Annotated in this window: 15 protein-coding genes; 8 read left to right on the forward strand and 7 right to left on the reverse strand. The window is 64.9% G+C overall.

What is annotated here, in order from left to right:
* Nucleotides 1-1,140: 1,140 nt before the first annotated feature.
* On the reverse strand, nucleotides 1,141-2,916 hold the full coding sequence (locus OPIT5_04555; protein ID AHF89613.1) for an acetolactate synthase: 1,776 nt from the start codon (nucleotides 2,914-2,916) through the stop codon (nucleotides 1,141-1,143).
* Between the two features lie 346 nt (nucleotides 2,917-3,262).
* Between OPIT5_04555 and OPIT5_04560 the strand changes: the two genes are divergently transcribed.
* Both OPIT5_04560 and OPIT5_04565 read left to right on the forward strand, forming a co-directional pair.
* A complete protein-coding gene (locus OPIT5_04560; protein AHF89614.1) occupies nucleotides 3,263-4,045 on the forward strand; it encodes a hypothetical protein in 783 nt (260 codons plus the stop codon).
* The gene (locus tag OPIT5_04565) at nucleotides 4,042-5,262 is read left to right on the forward strand and encodes a glutamate-1-semialdehyde 2,1-aminomutase (GenBank protein AHF89615.1); all 1,221 of its coding nucleotides are present in this window, start codon (nucleotides 4,042-4,044) and stop codon (nucleotides 5,260-5,262) included. Before OPIT5_04560 ends, OPIT5_04565 begins: the two co-directional genes overlap by 4 nt.
* A gap of 36 nt (nucleotides 5,263-5,298) precedes the next feature.
* On the opposite strand, the gene OPIT5_04570 is transcribed toward OPIT5_04565, so the two are convergent.
* From OPIT5_04570 to OPIT5_04580, 3 genes are all read right to left on the reverse strand, one after another.
* Entirely contained in the window at nucleotides 5,299-7,374 is a 2,076-nt protein-coding gene (locus tag OPIT5_04570) for a TonB-denpendent receptor (GenBank protein ID AHF89616.1), read from the reverse strand.
* Nucleotides 7,375-7,517: 143 nt separating this feature from the next.
* Nucleotides 7,518-7,889, reverse strand: a complete 372-nt coding sequence (locus tag OPIT5_04575; GenBank protein AHF89617.1) for a hypothetical protein — start codon at nucleotides 7,887-7,889, stop codon at nucleotides 7,518-7,520.
* Nucleotides 7,890-8,083: 194 nt separating this feature from the next.
* Nucleotides 8,084-9,127: a hypothetical protein gene (locus OPIT5_04580; GenBank protein AHF89618.1), complete on the reverse strand. Its 1,044-nt coding sequence runs from the start codon at nucleotides 9,125-9,127 to the stop codon at nucleotides 8,084-8,086.
* A 158-nt stretch (nucleotides 9,128-9,285) separates the two neighbouring features.
* Here OPIT5_04580 and OPIT5_04585 point away from each other — a divergent pair, with 158 nt between their 5' ends.
* The gene (locus OPIT5_04585; GenBank protein ID AHF89619.1) at nucleotides 9,286-10,233 is read left to right on the forward strand and encodes an SAM-dependent methyltransferase; all 948 of its coding nucleotides are present in this window, start codon (nucleotides 9,286-9,288) and stop codon (nucleotides 10,231-10,233) included.
* Between the two features lie 25 nt (nucleotides 10,234-10,258).
* Here OPIT5_04585 and OPIT5_04590 read toward each other — a convergent pair whose 3' ends face one another.
* Nucleotides 10,259-10,849 (reverse strand): hypothetical protein, encoded by a 591-nt coding sequence (locus tag OPIT5_04590; GenBank protein ID AHF94075.1) that lies wholly within the window; start codon nucleotides 10,847-10,849, stop codon nucleotides 10,259-10,261.
* A 70-nt stretch (nucleotides 10,850-10,919) separates the two neighbouring features.
* Between OPIT5_04590 and OPIT5_04595 the strand changes: the two genes are divergently transcribed.
* The 5 genes from OPIT5_04595 to OPIT5_04615 all read left to right on the forward strand — a co-directional run bounded on the left by OPIT5_04595 (nucleotide 10,920) and on the right by OPIT5_04615 (nucleotide 14,130).
* Complete coding sequence (locus OPIT5_04595; GenBank protein ID AHF89620.1) at nucleotides 10,920-11,255, forward strand: DNA-binding protein; 336 nt, start codon at nucleotides 10,920-10,922, stop codon at nucleotides 11,253-11,255.
* A gap of 100 nt (nucleotides 11,256-11,355) precedes the next feature.
* The gene (locus tag OPIT5_04600; GenBank protein ID AHF89621.1) at nucleotides 11,356-12,339 is read left to right on the forward strand and encodes an aldo/keto reductase; all 984 of its coding nucleotides are present in this window, start codon (nucleotides 11,356-11,358) and stop codon (nucleotides 12,337-12,339) included.
* An 81-nt stretch (nucleotides 12,340-12,420) separates the two neighbouring features.
* On the forward strand, nucleotides 12,421-13,149 hold the full coding sequence (locus OPIT5_04605) for a hypothetical protein (GenBank protein AHF89622.1): 729 nt from the start codon (nucleotides 12,421-12,423) through the stop codon (nucleotides 13,147-13,149).
* A gap of 94 nt (nucleotides 13,150-13,243) precedes the next feature.
* Nucleotides 13,244-13,903 carry a membrane protein gene (locus tag OPIT5_04610; protein AHF89623.1) on the forward strand — a complete coding sequence of 220 codons (660 nt, stop codon included), beginning with the start codon at nucleotides 13,244-13,246 and terminating at the stop codon, nucleotides 13,901-13,903.
* Nucleotides 13,900-14,130 (forward strand): hypothetical protein, encoded by a 231-nt coding sequence (locus tag OPIT5_04615; GenBank protein ID AHF89624.1) that lies wholly within the window; start codon nucleotides 13,900-13,902, stop codon nucleotides 14,128-14,130. The genes OPIT5_04610 and OPIT5_04615 overlap by 4 nt, the downstream gene beginning before the upstream one ends.
* 169 nt (nucleotides 14,131-14,299) lie before the next feature.
* Here the strand turns inward: OPIT5_04615 and OPIT5_04620 are convergent, their stop codons facing one another.
* On the reverse strand, nucleotides 14,300-15,286 hold the full coding sequence (locus OPIT5_04620; GenBank protein AHF89625.1) for a malate dehydrogenase: 987 nt from the start codon (nucleotides 15,284-15,286) through the stop codon (nucleotides 14,300-14,302).
* A 101-nt stretch (nucleotides 15,287-15,387) separates the two neighbouring features.
* Nucleotides 15,388-17,907, reverse strand: coding sequence for a family 1 glycoside hydrolase (locus OPIT5_04625; GenBank protein AHF89626.1), 2,520 nt, complete (start codon nucleotides 17,905-17,907; stop codon nucleotides 15,388-15,390).
* Nucleotides 17,908-18,148 lie beyond the last annotated feature (241 nt).

The raw sequence follows: 18,148 nt of genomic DNA on the forward strand, positions 1-18,148 counted from the left end.
GCGGTCCCCAATAACGACAATTCGCCACTGGCGATATTGTAGTTTATCCAGACATTGGCTCCACCTGCTCCGGCTGCCGCGGCGGGATTATCCGTGGTGTCCAGATTGCTTCTTGTTGTAAGTCCCAGTTGAAAACTGTAGAGATTACCGCTGGTTTGACCGGTGAAATCGGCAGAGAACGTCAATGACGAACCGACTTCAGCCAAACTATAGGATGAACTCGCGGCCGAGATGAATTGCCTGCTCCAACCTCCGGAGTATGTTTGAAGGGTCATTCCATCGTCCGAGAATGATACACTGGAGCCCTTTCCTGTATTAGAATTACTTGCGGACCAACCAGCAGGCAGCGATTTTGCCTTGGTCAGATCAACGGAATAAGCCCTGCACACGCTGGCGCTCGATATGAGCAAAACCACCTGAGTGATGAGGAGATATGTAATAGATTTCATGGAATGCCTGATTCGGGTTTATGTATTCAATAACTAATTACAAAACAGAAAAGACCGGATGAGATGATTTGGGGCATAGTCACAATTATTAATAATTCCATTGATTTTTCGGGGATAAACACAGGAAGGAGGGTGGGCTGCTGCGGATCATGCGAATAATGAGGAAGCGCACATGGGAATCCGCTTAAATATTAAAAATCTAAAAAAAGACCGTCAAAAAATAAAGGGGCCAGCTTGGGATCGACACATTACGAAAGGTCCACAAGGCATTGGTCGGTCGACTGGAGGCTTGGTCCGGGGAGCACGGGAAGGGGTGCGGCCATCCGGTCAAGTTGATCGACGGCACCCGTTTTTCGATGCCCGACTCCGGACCCAACCATGACGTTCATCCCTATGCCGGAGGCAACACGAAGGTTGCGGCTTTCTCCGCGGTGGGTGACGCTTGCTTCACTGATGTTACGCGGAGCGTCGTGGCGCGGGCGTCTCGCCCGCTGACGGCGCGCAGCGCCGCCCCTGAAACAAGGGTGAGAGGCAACTCCCGCAGAACACGGGCTGGAAGCCCGTGCCACGCGGAGAGGCAACGCTCATGGGCTGGAAGCCCATGCCACGCGATCCGGCGGCTTCGCCGTCTGCGGGCGGGACGCCCGCGCCACTGCCCAAGCATGCCCGCCGTGCTCCGGCGAGGCGGCGCTTACTTCAGGATCATGTCCTTCACCGTGCGGCCCGCCGGGATCATGGGGAGCACGTGCTCGGTGTAAGGCACGATCACGTCGAGCAGGTACGGGCCGTCGTGGTCGAGCATCTCCTGGATGGCCTCGCGCAACTCTTCCTTGCGAATGACGCGGCGGCCTTTCACGCCGAAACCTTCCGCAATCTTCACGAAATCCGGATACAGGCCGCCGGGGTTGTCGGGGCCGCCGATGTTGTCGTGATGGCCGAGAATGGTGTTGCCGCGGATGCTTCCATAGAAGCGGTCTTCCCATTGCACCACCATGCCGAGGTGCTGGTTGTTCAGGATCATCGCCTTGGCGGCAATCTTCTCCACCGCGGCGGTGGCGAGCTCCTGCACGTTCATGAGGAAAGAGCCGTCGCCGTCGATGTCGATGACCTGTTTTTCCGGATACGCCACCTTGGCGCCGAGCGCCGCCGGGTAGCCGTAACCCATCGCGCCGAGACCGAGCGAACTGATGTAGCGGCGGGGCTCGTCAAAACGGTAAAACTGCGCAGCCCACATCTGGTGCTGGCCCACGCCGGTCGTGATGATGGCGTCGCCCTTCGTGAGTTCGTAAAGCGCCTCGATCGCTTCCTGCGGGATGATGTGACGGCTTTCCTCGTAAGCGAAGGGATAGTCGCGCTTCCAGGCGTTGACCTGGGTGTGCCAGGATTTGGTGTCGGGCGGCGTGAACTTCGCGGTGGCGGCGAGCTCGTTGAGACGCGAAAGCGCGTGTTTCAGGTCGCTGACGATCGGGTGGTGGACGCGCTTGTTCTTGTTGTGCTCGGAGGGGTCGATGTCGATGTGGACGATGCGCGCGTGCGGGGCGAACTTGCTCGTGTCGCCGGTGATGCGGTCATCGAAGCGCGCGCCAAAGCAGAGCAGCAGGTCGCTCTGGTCCACGGCCCAGTTGCCGTACGCGCTGCCGTGCATGCCGAACCATTGCATGGAAAGGGGGTGCGTTTCCGGAAACGCGCCGACGCCCGTCAGCGTGGTGGCGACCGGGATGTTGGTGCGCTCCGCAAAGGTCTTCAGGTCGGTGTGCGCCTCGGCCGAAATGACGCCGCCGCCCACATAGAGCACGGGACGCTCGGCCTTCGCAATAAGGTCGAGGACGAGCTTCAGGTCCTCGTCGGAGGCTTTCGGGAGCGCATTGAGCGTGGGGTTGGCAAACTCGACTTTTTCGGGGAAAACGGGCGTGAGGCGCGCCTGCTGCACGTCTTTCGGGATATCGATGACGACGGGGCCGGGACGGCCGGTGCGGGCGAGATAAAACGCCTCCTTGATGACGCGCGGCAGATCGTGCGCGTTGAGCACGAGGTAGGAGTGCTTCACGATGGGCAGCGTCATGCCGAAAAAATCGGTCTCCTGAAACGCGCTCTTGCCGATGAACCGGGAAAACACCTGGCCGGTGATCGCGACGAGCGGGGTGGAGTCCATGAACGCGTCGGCGATGGCGGAAACGAGGTTGGTGGCGCCGGGACCGCTGGTGGCCATGCACACGCCGACCCGGCCGGTGGCGCGGGCGTAACCCTCGGCGGCGAAGGAGCCGCCCTGCTCGTGACGGGGGAGAATGACCCGCACCTTGTCCGACCGGGCAAACGCCTGGTGAAGCTCCTGGGAGGCGCCGCCGGGGTAGGCGAAAATCACGTCAACCCCTTCGCGGGCGAGCGCTTCGACGACGACATCGGCGCCATTCATTTCACGGCCGGTGGCGGGCTGGGTGGACGGAGAGGACGAGGTGGTCGTTTTCATGGTGGCGGTTGTTGTGTGCGGAAGGGGAAGAGCAAAATCTGCGTGGCCGGGCTGATGCAAGCCTCAAGGCAGGAGCCGCCCGGAGCGGGGGGGGGAGCCAGCCCGGAGGCTCGTTCTCGTACTCGTTCTCCTTCTCCTTCTCCTCCTCCGGTTCGTGCTCTTTCTCATTCTCGTAATCGTACTCTTCCTTCTTGAGAGAGAAAAACGGGGAGCAAGAGCAGGAGCAGGAGAACGAATCAGACCGGAGAAAGAGAATGAGTACGAGAATGAGAAAGAGCGGGAAGCTTGTATTGTCACCCCGGATGGCTTTTCCCTCCCGTTTCGCCAAACTCGCCCTCCGCCCGCCATGTCTCCCTCCACACTCAAAGCCGCGCTCTACCTGGAAGTCGTTCCCGGGGTGCTGACGCTGCTCTCCGGCCATGACGAGGCGCTTGCCGCCGCCTTGGCCGGGCCGGCTTTCGGAATCGTCTTCGCGGGGCCGCACGGGTTGCGCGCCCGCCTCGCCATCGCCGACGGTGCGATCCGGAGCGAGGATGCCGGCCGCCCCGGCGACTTGCGGCTGCGGTTCATGAGCGCCGGAGCGCTCGTGCGGGCCTTCGAAAACCGGCCGGCCTTCGCACTCCCGCTCGGCGGGTGGCGACACCTGCGGGACGGCGTGCGGCGTTTCGGCCGCGCCGGCGAACGGCTCCGCGTGATCCTCGATGACCGCGAAGCCGCCCGGCGCGACCCTGCGCTGCTCGCGCTCCACGCCTGGGGCAGCCTCGCCGCCGGACTCGCCGCCGCCACCGCCTGGCTGCGCCATCACCCGGACGGCGCGGCGGAGCGGGCGCAGCTCGGCGAGGGCGCCTTCGTTTTCGACTGCGACGCCCTGCCCTCTCCGCTCTGGATCCACCCGGCCTCGTTGCGCCGCGGCGCCGGCGAACCGCCCGGAGCGCCGGTCGCGCGGGTGGAGTTTGCGCACGTCCCGGTGCTGTTCGCCGAACTCGGGCACCGCCTCGACGCCCTCGCCGCGCTCGGCACCGGCGAACTCCGCATCACCGGACGGCTGCCGCTCGTCGACCGGCTCTCCGCCGTCATCAACCGGGCGAGCGCGCTGCTGCGTCCCCTGCCGGAAAGGCCCATTCGATGAAACTCGTCCACTCCCAGGCCCTTTTCCGCCGCGCCGCGCGGGTGATTCCCGGCGGCATCTACGGGCACACCGCGCCCGCCGTCACCGTGCCAGGGGCGATGCCGTACTTCGCGGCGGAAGCGGCGGGCGGATGCCGTTACCGCGACGTCGACGGCAACGAGTTCATCGACTTCATGTGCGGCTATGGTCCGCTCGTCCTCGGGTATCACCATCCGGAAGTCGAGGCCGCCGCCGAGGCGGCGCGGCGGCGCGGCGCGTGTTTCAACCACCCCACCCCGCTGCTCGTCGACCTCGCGGAAAAGCTCGTGGAGCGGATCGACTTCGCCGACTGGGCGGTTTTTGGCAAAAACGGCTCCGACCTCACCACCTGGGCCGTGATGGTGGCGCGCGAGGCCACGGGACGCCCCGGCATCGTCAGGATCCGCGGCGCCTACCACGGCTCGCATGCCTGGTGCACGCCAGGCCTCGGCGGCCTCGTCGCGGAAGACCGCGCGCATCTCCATGACTGCGGATGGAACGACACCGCGGCGCTCGAAGCCGTTTTCGAAAAACACCGCGGGCAACTCGCCGCGCTCGTCCTCACGCCGTTCCACCATCCGGCCTATGGCGACAGCGAACTGCCCGCGCCGGAGTTCGTGGCCGCGGCCAACCGGCTCTGCCGCGAGCACCGCGTGCTGCTCGTCCTCGACGATGTGCGCGCCGCCTTCCGGCTCTCCGCAGGTGGCTCGCACCCGGTTTTCGGATACGAGCCCGACCTGGCGATCTACTGCAAGGCGCTGGGCAACGGCCACCCGATCTCGGCCTGTGTCGGGCGCAAGGCAACCCAGGTCGCGGCGAGCCGCGTGTACCTGACCGGCAGTTACTGGAACGACCCGGCGCCGATGGCCGCCGCGCTGGCCGTGCTGGAGATCGTCGCGCGCGATCGTCTCCCGCAAAAGCTGGAGCGCGCCGGCCGCCGTCTGGTGGACGGCCTGCTCGCGCTCGGCGAACGGCACGGTGTAGCGTTGCTCGCGAGCGGCCCGCCCGCGCTGCCGTATGTGCGCGTCAAGGACGACCCTTCGCTGATGCGCACGCAGGCGCTCTGCGCGGCCGTGGCGGCGCAGGGCGTGTTCCTGCATCCGCACCACAACTGGTTTATCGGCGCCGCCCACACCGACGCCGAGATCGACGAGGCGCTGGCCCGGATCGGGCGCGCCCTGGCCACGATGCGGGTGTGATGGAAATGCGCAGCGTCCCGGCGGGAGCAACCCGCGTCAGAAGCCCGCGCGCAGGCCGAAGACCACGCTGCGGCCGGGGAGCGGCGAGATGTCTTTCAGGAACGACGTGTGCAGGCGCGCATCCTCGTCCGTGAGATTGGAGCCCCGGACAAAGAGGTCCCAGACGACACGGTTCCAGGCAAAACGGTAGCCCGCGTACACGCCGAGCAACTGGTAGCCGGCGGTGTCGGTTTCGTTTTCGGCATTGCGGCTCTGCTTCGCCACGAGTTGCACGTCGGCGCCGGCGGACCACGGACCGCTCGCCCAGGCGAGCCCGATCAGGCCCTTGAGCGGCGGGATGCGCGGGAGCGGGTTCCCGTGGCTGTCCTCGGCCACAGTGTAGTCGGCATTGAGCTTGAGATCGAGGGTCTGGCTCTCCGAGGCATGGAGGTGCCAGGTCGTCTCGATCTCGGCGCCGTAGAAGATCGCATCGCGCTGGATGAACCGGTACTCGGGCAGAAACTCGTCGGGATCGCCGGACCCCTCGAAATCCACGAGGGCGCCGGTGGCGTTTTCGTAGATGAAGCCGTTGAAGGCGTTGACGAACAGGCCCGCCGAACCGGTGACGAAACCGGTGCGTTTGCGCAGGCTCAGTTCGGCGCCGAACGAGCGCTCGAGATCGAGACCGGGATCGCCGACCTCGTAGGCATCGGTGCCGATATGGGGACCGTCGGCATAGAGTTCCTGCGCATTGGGCGCGCGTTCGGTCGCGGTGAGCGACAGCGCGAGCGCCCAGGTCGGGTTAAACGCATAGATCACGCCGGCCGAGCCGCTGAACACATCGCGCCGGTCGGTGCGGGAGCCGTACGTGCGGGAAGGGTCCACGCCGTTGAGGAAGAGCACGCTGTCGAAAGGATCGGCGTCGATGTTCTGATGCTCGTACCGGGCGCCGAATTGCCAGGTGAAGTCGCCGCGCTTCGCTTCCTCGAAGAGGAAGAGGGCGATGTTGTTGGTCAGCGTGGTCGGGAGAAACGCCTCCTCGCCGATGGCGCTGAAATCGCTGCGGTTGAACTCGACGCCCCAGGAGCCGTCGAAGCCGCCGAGATCCTGGTGGAGGAGTTCGAAGCGGGAGTTGATGCCCTTGTTGGTGAATGTCGTGCCGACTTCGCCGTCCTCGATCTCACGGTGCCGGTAGTCGGCCTCGCCAAACTTGAAGCGGGCGCCGCTGAAGATGCCGAAGTCGCGGTCGAGGCCGGCGGTGAAGTCCACGCGCCGCTGCTTCATGTCGATCTCGACGTCGGTCTCGTTGGGCACGCCGTAAGTCGTGTTGAAACCGTTGTAGTTGATGCCCGCGTTGAAATCGCCGCTGACCCAGGAGAGCCCCACCGAACCTCCGTCGGAATCGATGGCGGTGTTGGTGATGCGGCCCTTGTTCACGGGATCGGAGGGATCGGCGTAGCCGGGAATCCGCACGTCGTCGGAACTGCGTTTGAACCCGTCGAGGTGCAGGACGAGGGCGCGGTCTTCGGTGCGCCAGAGCGCGACGTCGAGGATGCCTCCGTAAACGAACTCGTCGGCATTGGTGCCGTAATGCGCGTCCAGTTCGCCCGAGACGGTGGCGGCGGGCAGCTCGGTCTCGACACGGTGATCGATGACGTTGACCACGCCGCCGACCGCGGAGCTGCCGTAGAGGAGCGAGGCGGGTCCGCGCACGACCTCGATGCGTTTGACGAGAAACGGTTCGAGGCTGACGGCGTGGTCGGGGCTGGTCGTGGAGGCGTCGATCGTATCGACGCCGTTGGCAAGCATGCGGACGCGGTTGCCGCCGAGGCCGCGGATGATGGGCCGGCTGGCGCCGGGTCCGAAGTACGTGGAACTCATGCCGGGCTGGGCCGAGAGGGTCTCGCCCAGCGTGGCCTGCTGCCGGAGGAGCAGGTCCTGGCCGGAGAGGACATTGGTGGACGAGATCAGGTCAGCCTGGCTGCGTTCGAAAGGCGTGGCGCTGACCACGACGGTGTCGAGCGTCACCGGCGGCTCGGCACCGGTGGCGGACGCGGGAGGAGGGAGCGTCCGGGCGTGGGCGCAGGAAGCGGCGGCCACGCTCAGGAGCGAGAGACGAAACGGGAAATTCATAAAAACAAAAATGGAAGCAAAAGGGAAGCGGGCGCGCAGAACGCAGGCCCGACGGCAGGACGAATACGGACGCGAAAAAAGGCGAAAGAAACGGCACGCGCCTCCGCGCAGGGAAGCCGGCCGTGAAGAAAGGGATCGTGACGTTATCCGCGCAGGGGCGGGCCACGCTCCGGCCGGTGCAGGTAACGGGGTGAGGAAAGCCGGAGTTCTTCGCGCGGTTTCCCTGCCATGACCGTGACCGGCAAAGGCAAGGCAGGCGCGCACACGTCGCCGAGCGGCACGGTCAGGCCGCCGGCAAAGGCCAGCACGACGCAACCGCCGTCATCGTCCTGACCGGAAACCGGGCAGGCCTTGGCCTGCTGTTTGCCGCCTTCGTGCAGCCAGGCGTGAACGGAAGGGGAGACGCAAACCAGCCCCAGGACAAAAACCAGCAAGGCCAGCGCACCGGCCAGCAGGCGCTCCGGCAAAGGCCGGGCCCGGGCAGACAAGGTGGTAGCAGATCGCTGGCGGTGCATTGCAGGACGTGAACTCCTTCTTGATAGCAAACGTGTCAAGCGGCAGCAGACGAAAAGTCCGGCCGGAGACGAAAAAAGCCGGAGCCCCGCGGCGGGGCTCCGGCCTTGTCATGCCTTTTGTAGCTGTGAACGTGAGTTCGCAGGGTCCGGATGCAGGCGATCTGCGAACTTGCGTTCGCAGCTACGTGCCGGATTTACTGCCAGCGAAGCAGGAACTTCGTGTAGTACGTCGTATCCATGCGTTCCTTGTTGGCGGCGGGCCTGCTGGTGTAGTCGTTGGTCACGCCGATGCGCAGGCGCCATTCGCTGCTGCCGATGGGAAACTCGAGGTTGGAATCGTGCAGGAAACGGTAATCGCCAAAATCATCGAACGCCGGCACGTAGCTGAGCGTATTGTTCATCACCGCATAGTTGTTGAAGCGGTAATAGTTGATGAGGCCGACATCGAGACCGGCCGACTTCACATCGTCCATGGCCGGATCGCCGTAGGTCTCGTAACGGTAAGAGAGACCGAGGCGGCCGGTGAGCTTCCAGTTGTCGCGCTTCGCGAAATCGTAACCGAAACCGGCGGCGGCGATGTTGTAGAAGTCGATGTCCTTCTCGTTGTCGTAGCCACCCTCGTCGCGGGCGTACCAGGAAACGCGTTCGCTGAAATTGCGCGAGTAGTCGATGCCGGCGAGGAAACGGTCGTCGGAGACGTCGCCATCGCTCTTCTCGTAAAAATACTTCGTGTAGAACTGGAGCGTGTCATCCGGGCCGGTGAGCTTGGCCAGAAAACCGGCGCCGACGCCGAACTTCTCGTTGTTGCCCGTCTTACCGCCGAGGTCGAACGTGGCCTCGTACGACCACTTGCGCTGCTGCGCGAGGATGGCCGGATCGGTCTCGCCGACGCCCCAGGTGGTGGCGAGCTTGTCCACGCCGGTCGTAATGGCGCCGTCATTACCGGAGAGGACGACCTTGCCGTCGCCCTCGCTGGCGAGGGTGCCGGCCATGGTGGTGCCGCCCTGGAGGCGCACGACGAGCGGTTTTTCGGTGTCGATGCGGACGATCTCGGCTTGCTTGACGGTGATATTGCCGGCGTAAGCGGTTGCGAGAGTGACGTTGCCGCCGTCGATTTTGACAACGGTGCCGACGAGTTTGGCACCATCTTTCGTTTCGATGGTGTCGGCGCTGACGGCCTGTGCGAAGGCCAGGAGACTGCCTGCCAGAAGCAGGACGAGTTTGGTAGTGGTTTGCATAAGCGGGGCGCAAGCTACGGGAGGAGCGGCACCTGTCAAAACCGGAGCGGCATTTGTCGCGTGAGACTTGCAGATTTCCGGCGCGCGCTCCGCTCGCCCCCCCGGCTCCGTCCGTTTTCAGCTTTCCGTTTTCGGCCTCCGGCCTTTCCCTCTGCTCCATGCCCGCCCGTATCGACATCCAACGCTCCACACTCGTCACCGCCGATGGCTGGCGCGACTACCGGCTGCTCGACTGCGGCGACGGCATGAAGATGGAGCGCTGGGGCGCCCACACGCTCGTGCGGCCCGATCCGCAAATCATCTGGCCGCGCGCCGGATCGGGATCGGGATCGACAGGATCGGCAGCAAAACCCTGGAACGACTGGGATGGTCTTTACCATCGCAGTGAAAAAGGTGGCGGTCGCTGGGAATTTCGCAAGCCGCTGCCCGAGCAGTGGACGATCCGCTACCAGCCGCTCGACCTCACGCTGCGCATCCACCCGACAAGCTTCAAGCACACCGGCCTCTTCCCCGAACAGGCCGTCAACTGGGAGTGGTTTTCAAAAAAAATCCGCGCCGCGAAAAACGCGGGCGGCAACGGCGACCGCGAGGTATCGGTGCTCAATCTTTTCGGCTACACCGGCGCCGCGACCTGCGCGGCGGCGAAGGCGGGGGCGAGCGTCTGCCATGTGGATGCCGCCGAAGGCATGGTCAAATGGTGCCGCGAAAACGCCGCGCTCTCCGGCCTCGGATCGGCGCCGGTCCGCTACATTGTGGATGACTGCCTGAAATTCGTGCGCCGCGAAATCAAGCGCGGCCGCCGTTACGACGCGGTCATCATGGACCCGCCGACCTATGGACGCGGCGCCGGCGGCGAGATGTGGAAGCTGGAGGACAACCTCTGGGAATTGCTCACCGAATGCCGCGCCTTGCTCACGGAGCGCCCGGTGTTTTTTCTCATCAATGCCTACACCGCCCGCCTCTCGCCGACGGTGGTGGTCAACCTTCTCGCCGAGCTCATGCGCGAGCGCGGCGGCACCATCACCGGCGGCGAAGTCGGCCTGCCGATCGAAGCCGATGGCAAGATCCTGCCATGCGGCATCTACGGACGCTGGGAAGCGGAGTGAACCGGCAGGAAGGACCAAGATGTCCTCAAAGCGTCGGCCAGCTGAAGCGAATGCCGATCTGGAAGACCTGTCCCTCGATATCTTTCACTTTCCTGCCCTTGAAGCTGGCATCGTCATGCCACAGATAGCGATAACCCGCATCGACAGAAAGGGTATCCGAGATGGCATACGAAACCAGCACGCCCAGACCCCACGTGAAGACCCAGTCGGAATCCGAACCCACACCGTCGATCTTGCCGCGCAGGTAGCTGAGCCCGACCGAAGGTCCGGCAGCGATGCTCCACTTGTCGGAAAGATTCCAGACATACCGCGCCGTAAGCAGCAACGGGATATCCTGAAGGTCGCCGCTGTCTCCGTCATAGTCTCCATCCATCTTTACCCACCCGGTTTCAAACTCCAACTGGAATGCGGACCGGTCGAAATCGAGTACCCATTCCCGTCCGACGGAAAACAGAACACCGACACTGCCATCGAGGTGATCTCCAATCTCTCCTCCTCCCGGATCGGCATAGATGCCACTAAGGCGAACGTAGTTCGCATCGTCCACGCGGGCGTGAATTGAAAGGGGAAGAGAAGCGGCAAGGAGCACGGCAAAAGCAGTCGCTGGTATTTTCATGGATAGTTATATGATGTTTCAGGTTAGAAGAATGCGGGCCGAGCCATCCTAGCACTGATGTTCGTGCAATGTGCTCCATAAACGGAGCACATTGGTGGCTGTTTTCGCGCACGATGGAGCTCCGATATTGGAGCACCGCCATACCAGTCGTCAGAACATCGTCGGCCGTCAGGTCGCCCGTATCCGGAGCAATCTCGCTCTCACCCAGGAGATGCTGGCGGCCCGGTGCGGCGTCGCCGGGTGGGACATCTCGCGAGGAACGCTGGCCAAGATCGAGGCGGGCGTCCGCTGCGTAACCGATCTGGAAGCCGCCATTCTGGCTCTCGCGCTCAGGGTGTCGCTCCACGATCTTTATCCCGCCGACATCGCCTCCCGGCTGAAAAAGCTGCCGCCGGCAGGCCGCTGATCACCGGCATTGCGCGCGCGCGGCTGGCCAGATCGCCCGCAAGATGGCATCTTCTTCCGCTGCCCGCCGGCCCCGGCCGGGGGGCAGGGAGCAAGCACACATGAGAAAGAAAACACCGGAAAATCCGTCCGCCGCAGCCTCCGAAAAATCCGTGCCGTCCGGCGGCATGAGCCGGGCCGGCTTTCTGCGGTTGCTCGGCGGCGGCACCCTGTGCGCGGCGATGATGCGGTCCGGTCTGGCCGGCGAACGCGTCGCCCGCCAGATGCCGACGCGCCCCATCCCTGCCAGCGGCGAGGCGCTGCCGATCGTCGGTTGCGGTACCTATGTGGCTTTCGACGTGGCCGACGACAGCGCGGAATACCGGCGACTGGCCGGCGTGCTGCAGGCGCTCTTCGACGCCGGCGGCTCCGTCATCGACAGTTCGCCGATGTACGGCCGGGCCGAAGCCGTGACGGGCAGGCTGCTGGGCGAGATGGCCGGCGGACACCGCGCCTTTCTCGCAACCAAGGTCTGGACGAGCGGCCGCGAGGCGGGCATCCGGCAGATGCAGCGTTCGCAGGAATTGCTGGGCGCCGGACCCATCGACCTGATGCAGATTCACAACCTGCTCGACTGGCGCACGCACCTCGCAACGCTGCGCGACCGGAAGGAACGCGGCCTCATCCGCTACCTCGGCGTGACGCACTACACTTCCTCCGCCTACCCGCAACTGGAGTCCGTGCTGCGTGCGGAAAAACCGGATTTCGTGCAACTGAACTACTCGCTCGGCGACCGCGCCGCGGAGGAGCGCCTGCTGCCGCTCGCCCGGGACCTCGGCGTGGCCGTGATCGTGAACACGCCCTTCGGCGGAGGCGGTCTGCTGCGCTCCCTGAGCAGCCGACCCCTGCCGTCATGGGCGGCGGAAACCGGCGCGGAAAGCTGGGCGCAGCTCCTGCTCAAGTTTGTCCTCGGCCACCCGGCGGTCACCTGCGCCATTCCCGGAACGGGCAACCCCGCGCACATGGCGAGCAACGCGGCTGCCGCCTTCGGCCCCCTTCCCGACGAGGCCATGCGTCGGCGGATCGTCGCCGCCTGGCGCGGATGAGGCGACAGACGAGCGCGCTTCGTTCTTTTCAGTCTCCGGCTTTTGGCGTCAACCTGCACGGCGTTTCCCGTAATTCCCGCCATGCCACTCCTCTCCGACACGTACTTTGCCACCGCCACCGCCCTGCTTGCGCAGGCCCGCGAGAAAAACGCCGCCACGATCGCCGCGCTCGCGCCGGTCATCGGCCGCTCCATCGCCGACGGCGGCGTGCTCCACACCTTCGGCAGCGGGCACAGCGAGATGATCGCCCGCGAAATCATCGGGCGCGCCGGCGGTCTCATGCCGGTCACGGGACTTTTCGATCCCGGTTACGGTTTTTCGGAAAACGTCGTCGGCTACGGCACGCGCCTCGCCGAACGGCACGACCGGCACTACGGACTGCGCGCGGGCGAGGTCATCATCGTGATCTCCAACTCCGGCAAAAACGCCTCGCCCATCGAGGTGGCGCTTTACGCGAAGAAAAAGGGCCTCACCGTCATCGGGCTTACCTCGCTCGCCATGAGCACGACGGCCAAAACCGTCCATCCCGGCGGGCAAAATCTCCACGCCGTCGCCGACTGGACGCTCGACAACCTTGGCGTCCCCGGCGATGCCATCGTCGAGGTCACGCCCGGCCAACACGCCGGCCCCACCTCCACGCTCATCGGCGCGACCCTGCTCAACCTCCTCATGCTCGACGTGCTCGGCTGGCTGCGCGACAACGGCCACGACCTGCCACTCGTCCGCAGCCAGAACCTCCCCGGCGGCATGGAGGCCAACGTCGAACTCTCGCAACGCTACCGCACCCGCCTCAGCAAACTCATCGGCTGACCTCGCCTCCGTCGCCCCCCCTCCCCCCCGTCCCTCCACTCGTCACGCTCCCTTTCTCTCCTTCCTTTTTCGTCCTCCACCTTTCGCCGCCTGCATGGATCGCCGTCTCCTTCTCTTTTTCGGTCTGCTCGCTCCCGTCGTGATCTGGTCCTGGATCGCGCCGCACGACCGTTTCACCTGGTGGCTGGAAGCCGCGCCGGTCGTGGCCGGCGGCGCGCTGATCCTCGTCTTTCGCAAAAAATTTCCGCTCACGACCTTGTTGCTCGCACTCGTCTGGGTCCATTGCGTGATCCTGCTCGTCGGCGCTCATTACACCTACGCGCGCGTGCCGCTCTTCGACTGGCTGCGCGACCTGACCGGCGGCGCCCGCAACAACTACGACAAGCTCGGCCATTTCGCGCAGGGATTTGTCCCCGCCCTCCTCGCTCGCGAAATCCTGCTGCGCACCTCCCCGCTCGGCCGTCGCGCCCCCGGTGACGCCCGCCCGAGCCGCTGGCTTGCGCCGCTGGTCGTGAGCGTGTGCCTCGCGTTCAGCGCGTTTTACGAACTCGTGGAGTGGGCGGCGGCGCTGCTCACAGGCGCGGCCGCCGAAGACTTTCTCGGCACGCAAGGCGATCCGTGGGACACGCAAAGCGACATGGCCCTCGCCCTCGTCGGAGCGGTGGTCGCCCTGCTGGCACTCTCGCGCCTGCATGACCGGGGTCTGCGGAAAATTGCCAACATCCCGGGCAACACTTACATCAGGCATCCATGACACCGCCCGCATCCAAAGACCCGCTGCACGGCATCACGCTGGAGACGATCGTCACCCGCCTCTCCGAACACTTCGGCTGGGCGGAACTCGGCCAGCGGATCGACATCCGGTGCTTCAACTACGACCCGAGCGTGAAATCGAGCCTGCAATTTCTCCGCCGCACACCGTGGGCGCGCAAGAAAGTCGAGGAGCTCTACGTGCGCGAACTGGCGAATCGCCAGCCGTAGGGGCGCAAGCATGAGGCTTATGCCGAAGTAGGGGCGTCGCTTGCGACGCCCGCGCCAGCCGGACGAAGCCCCTGCCCGTCCTCGTCACCTCTCCAAAAAAACGGCGCCCTGCGAACAGGACGCCGTCGTCACTAAAATCAGGATACCCTGTGTATCCGTATTCCGGAGATCAGCCGAGCAGCTCGGCGACCATCGCGCGCTCGTCGACGAGCTCCTTGTTGGTCGCGGCGATCTTCTGCTTCGCGAAGTCGTCCAGCGCGTAGCCGGTGATGATCTCGTAGCTGCCGGGCGTGGTGGTGCGCACGGGAACGCCGGCCCAGACTTCGGGATCGAAGCCGTAGACGCCGTTGCTCTTGACGGCGACCGAATGGATGGCACCGGGCGTCACCAGCGAGCGGACGTGGTCGACGAGGGCGTTGGCGGCCGAGGCGGCCGAGGACAGGCCGCGGGCGGCGATGATGGCGGCGCCACGCTTGCCGACCGTCTCGCAGAACGGGCCCTTGAGCCAGGCGTCGTCGCCGATAACCTCGGCGGCGGGCTTGCCGTTGATCGTGGCATGCGCGAAGGCCGGGAACATGGTCGGGCTGTGGTTGCCGTAGATGAAGATGTCCTTGACCGCGGTGGTGTCCACGCCGGCCTTTTTGGCGAGCTGGGTGCGGGCGCGGTTCTCGTCGAGGCGGACCATGGCGGTGAAGCGATCGGGAGTGAGGCGCTTCGCCTTGGAGGCGGCGATCATGCAGTTGGTGTTGGCGGGGTTGCCCACGACGGCGACGCGGGCGTCATCGGCCGCGACTTCGTCGATGATCTTGCCGGTGCCGGTGAAGATCTTGCCGTTGTCCTTGAGCAGGTCGGCACGCTCCATGCCGGGGCCGCGGGGCTTGGCGCCGACGAGCAGCGACCAGTTGGCATCCTTGAAGCCGACTTCGGGCTTGTCGGTGAGGATGATGTTTTTCAGCAGCGGGAAAGCGCAGTCGTCGAGCTCCATGGCGACGCCTTCGAGAGCCTTCAGGACTTTCTCGACGGGCACTTCGATCAACTGGAGGATGACGGGCTGCTCGGGGCCAAACATGGCGCCCGAAGCGATGCGGAAGAGGAGCGAGTAGCCGATCTGGCCGGCGGCTCCGGTAACTGCTACGCGGATGGGAGTTTTGCTCATAGGTGGAAAAGAAGAACGGCAAGGCTAGCGGGAAGTCGGGGGGAATGACACGCACGGATTGCGTTTCGGGGCGCAAAAATGGCGGGAATGAACCAAAATCCTCAGCTTTCCCGCATCCAGAGGCCGCAGCCGAGCGGCGGGAGGTAGAGATCCGGCTCCAGGCGGCGGGCGGTGCGGCGCATGGTAGGGCGGAAAAAGTGCTCCTGGTCGGCGAGCTGTTTCCAGTCCGGCGTGGCCACGTCGTCGCCAAGGCGGAGCGTGACGTCGCGATCGAGCGGGTTGATCGCGAAGAGAAGTTGCGTGGCTCCCCGGGAGCAGTCGGCGTTGTAGATCACGGCCGCGGCGGTGCTGTGTTCGTCGCGGATGAAGCGGAAAAAACCTTCGCTGGCTCGCGAGAAATGGCGGAGCAGGCGGCCGGTCTCGCTGCGGCGGAAGGCGATCCAGTCGGCAAAATACGTGTGCGTGGTCGGGAACCGGTAGATGCGGCGGTAGTCGAGGGCGTTGATGTCGCCCATCTGGTAGGTGTTGTTGATGCCCTGCTTGGACCGGATAAAATCCTGACCGGCGGAAAGCATGGGGATGCCGATCGACATGAAGAGCACGGCGGCCATGAGGTGGGTGCGCGCGCGGTCGGCGGCGGTGGGGTGATCGCCGCTGCCGTTGTAGTTTTCCGTGATGGCGTCGATCCAGGTGCGGTCGTCGTGCGATTCGACGTAGTTGACGGTCTGCGCCGGCCACTTGGCGTAGTACCAGGGCGAGCCCTTGAGAAAATATTCGAAGGTTTCGGAGTTGCTGCCGCCGCGGACGTATTCGCGCAGGAAGTTGCGGTATCCGTCGTTCCACGACGCCCAGCCGGTGTCGCGCAGGGCGCCGGCAATGTGGCCGCGGAAGCTCCAGGGCTCGGCGATGAGGATGATGTCGGGCTTGACGCGCTTGAGGGCGCGCTCGACCTGGCCGAGCACGGGCACGCCGATGAGGTCGGCGAGGTCGAAGCGGAAGCCGTCCACGCCGAAGGCCTCGACGAGGTGGGTGCAGCTTTCGATGATGAGGCGCGTGGCCATGGCGGAGCCGGCGCGCAGGTCGTTGCCGCAGCCGCTCCAGTTGGCGAGTTTGCCCGAGGCGTCCTGCTCGAAGTAGTAGAGCCGGTCGATGAACATGAGGTGCGCGGGCTCGCCGACGTGGTTGTAGACGACGTCGAGGATCACGGCGATGCCGCGGCGGTGGAAGGCGGCGACGAGTTCCTGAAACTCCTTCAGGCCGGAGGCGCGCGCCGGGTCGAGCGCGTAGCTGCTGGTCGGCGCGAAGAAGTTGTTGGTCATGTAGCCCCAGTGGTACTCGGCCGGGGTCTTGTTGTCGGCCTCCTGGACGGGTTGCAATTCGACGCAGTTGACGCCGAGCCTGTGCAGGTAGAAGTCGGGGGATTCGACCCAGCGGCGCAGGCCGGTGAAGCCGCGGCGTTCGTCGGGGGAGAGGGAAAGCGGGGCGCGCGCGGCGAGGTCGCGCACGTGGGCCTCGGCGATGACGAGATCCTGCCAGTCGGGCGTCATGTAATCGCGAATACGCTCTCCGCGACCGAGCCAGGAGCGGTCGATGACGATGGCCGGGCCGAGCGGGCCGACCGTGGCGAGCGCCCACGGGTCGAGGATGCGGTGAGCCGGGTTGAAGAGGCCGAAGGCATCGCGCGGGCCATCGATCGTATACCAGTAGTACCAGCCGTGGAGGTTGCCCGTGAGCACGACTTCCCAGACGCCGGCATCGCCGTGGCTGTCGGGACGGCGCTTGAGGACGTAGTCGTGGCAAGCGTCCTGGCGCTCGAGGTTTTCGCAGATGTGCAGCTCCACGGAGTGGGCGCGGGGGGCGAAGATGCGGAAGGTCGTTTCCTCCTCGCGGACGATCGCGCCGAGGGGGAGCGTGGTGTGGAGGTTGTAGAAAAACGGACCGGGCATGAGCGGCACGCTGCCGTCGCCCTGCCATTGCACGCTCCAGGACTGCGCCAGGTCGAGAGGGGCGGGCACGGTGAAACGGAAGAGGTGCCACCCGGTGCGCTCGGGATCGACGGTGCGGTTGTAGTTGCCGAGATCGTCGCGCAGGGCGTTGGGCGCAGTGGCGGGCACGTCGAACCAGCGGCCGGCGGCGGTCACGAACTTGAAACGGACGAGAGGCTGGCCGGGGGCGGCAAAAAACCGCTCCGCCGGTCCGCTCCAGACGAGCAGCGGGAAACCCTCGAAAGTTGCCGGGTGGAGCTCCCACTCGGCCTGGCCGACGGGATTCCAGTGGTTGAAATCGCCGGCGAGGTAAACGGTATCGGCCGGAGGCGGCGAATCGCGGTCGTCGCGAAGCCGGGCCGTGCCGGGAATGGGCGGCAGCGTGTCGCCCCGGGGCAGCGGACGGGCATCCTGCGGGATGAAGAAGACGATGTCGCCCTTGCGGTTGAGCATGTAGGCGTGGTCGATCCCGAACGTGTAGTCGGGGACGCGCGTCAGCGTGGTGAAGCGTTCTCCGTCACCGAGCAGAAGCGGCGGAACGTGGCGCGCGCGCCAGTCGTGAGCGAGTTCGATAATGCCGTGGGTGGGAGATTCCAGCCAGGCTCGGACGATTTTGTTGGCGCGACTCGTGGACATGCAAAGGGGGTGCCCTGCATCCTTCGTGCCGCAAACGGGCTCCACAAGTCACAAGTGCGAAAGTGGGCCAATTGCGAGTGAAGACCTTTCCCCCTTGGCCTCCGCTGCACTTCGTCTTCCCGGACATTGTTTACCGTGGTTCATGCCGGGCTGCTGTCTGTCGGGAATGGCAGATACATGAATCCATAAAATTGTGATTACATAAATTGTTTTATGTAAATGTATTATATAAAGTAAGGTG

Source organism: Opitutaceae bacterium TAV5, assembly GCA_000242935.3.
GTDB lineage: Bacteria > Verrucomicrobiota > Verrucomicrobiia > Opitutales > Opitutaceae > Geminisphaera.

Coding starts and splice junctions, on each gene's coding strand:
- OPIT5_04555 (AHF89613.1), bottom strand. CDS start 2,916: ATGAAAACGACCACCTCGTCCTCTCCGTCCACCCAGCCCGCCACCGGC.
- OPIT5_04560 (AHF89614.1), top strand. CDS start 3,263: ATGTCTCCCTCCACACTCAAAGCCGCGCTCTACCTGGAAGTCGTTCCC.
- OPIT5_04565 (AHF89615.1), top strand. CDS start 4,042: ATGAAACTCGTCCACTCCCAGGCCCTTTTCCGCCGCGCCGCGCGGGTG.
- OPIT5_04570 (AHF89616.1), bottom strand. CDS start 7,374: ATGAATTTCCCGTTTCGTCTCTCGCTCCTGAGCGTGGCCGCCGCTTCC.
- OPIT5_04575 (AHF89617.1), bottom strand. CDS start 7,889: ATGCACCGCCAGCGATCTGCTACCACCTTGTCTGCCCGGGCCCGGCCT.
- OPIT5_04580 (AHF89618.1), bottom strand. CDS start 9,127: ATGCAAACCACTACCAAACTCGTCCTGCTTCTGGCAGGCAGTCTCCTG.
- OPIT5_04585 (AHF89619.1), top strand. CDS start 9,286: ATGCCCGCCCGTATCGACATCCAACGCTCCACACTCGTCACCGCCGAT.
- OPIT5_04590 (AHF94075.1), bottom strand. CDS start 10,849: ATGAAAATACCAGCGACTGCTTTTGCCGTGCTCCTTGCCGCTTCTCTT.
- OPIT5_04600 (AHF89621.1), top strand. CDS start 11,356: ATGAGAAAGAAAACACCGGAAAATCCGTCCGCCGCAGCCTCCGAAAAA.
- OPIT5_04605 (AHF89622.1), top strand. CDS start 12,421: ATGCCACTCCTCTCCGACACGTACTTTGCCACCGCCACCGCCCTGCTT.
- OPIT5_04610 (AHF89623.1), top strand. CDS start 13,244: ATGGATCGCCGTCTCCTTCTCTTTTTCGGTCTGCTCGCTCCCGTCGTG.
- OPIT5_04615 (AHF89624.1), top strand. CDS start 13,900: ATGACACCGCCCGCATCCAAAGACCCGCTGCACGGCATCACGCTGGAG.
- OPIT5_04620 (AHF89625.1), bottom strand. CDS start 15,286: ATGAGCAAAACTCCCATCCGCGTAGCAGTTACCGGAGCCGCCGGCCAG.
- OPIT5_04625 (AHF89626.1), bottom strand. CDS start 17,907: ATGTCCACGAGTCGCGCCAACAAAATCGTCCGAGCCTGGCTGGAATCT.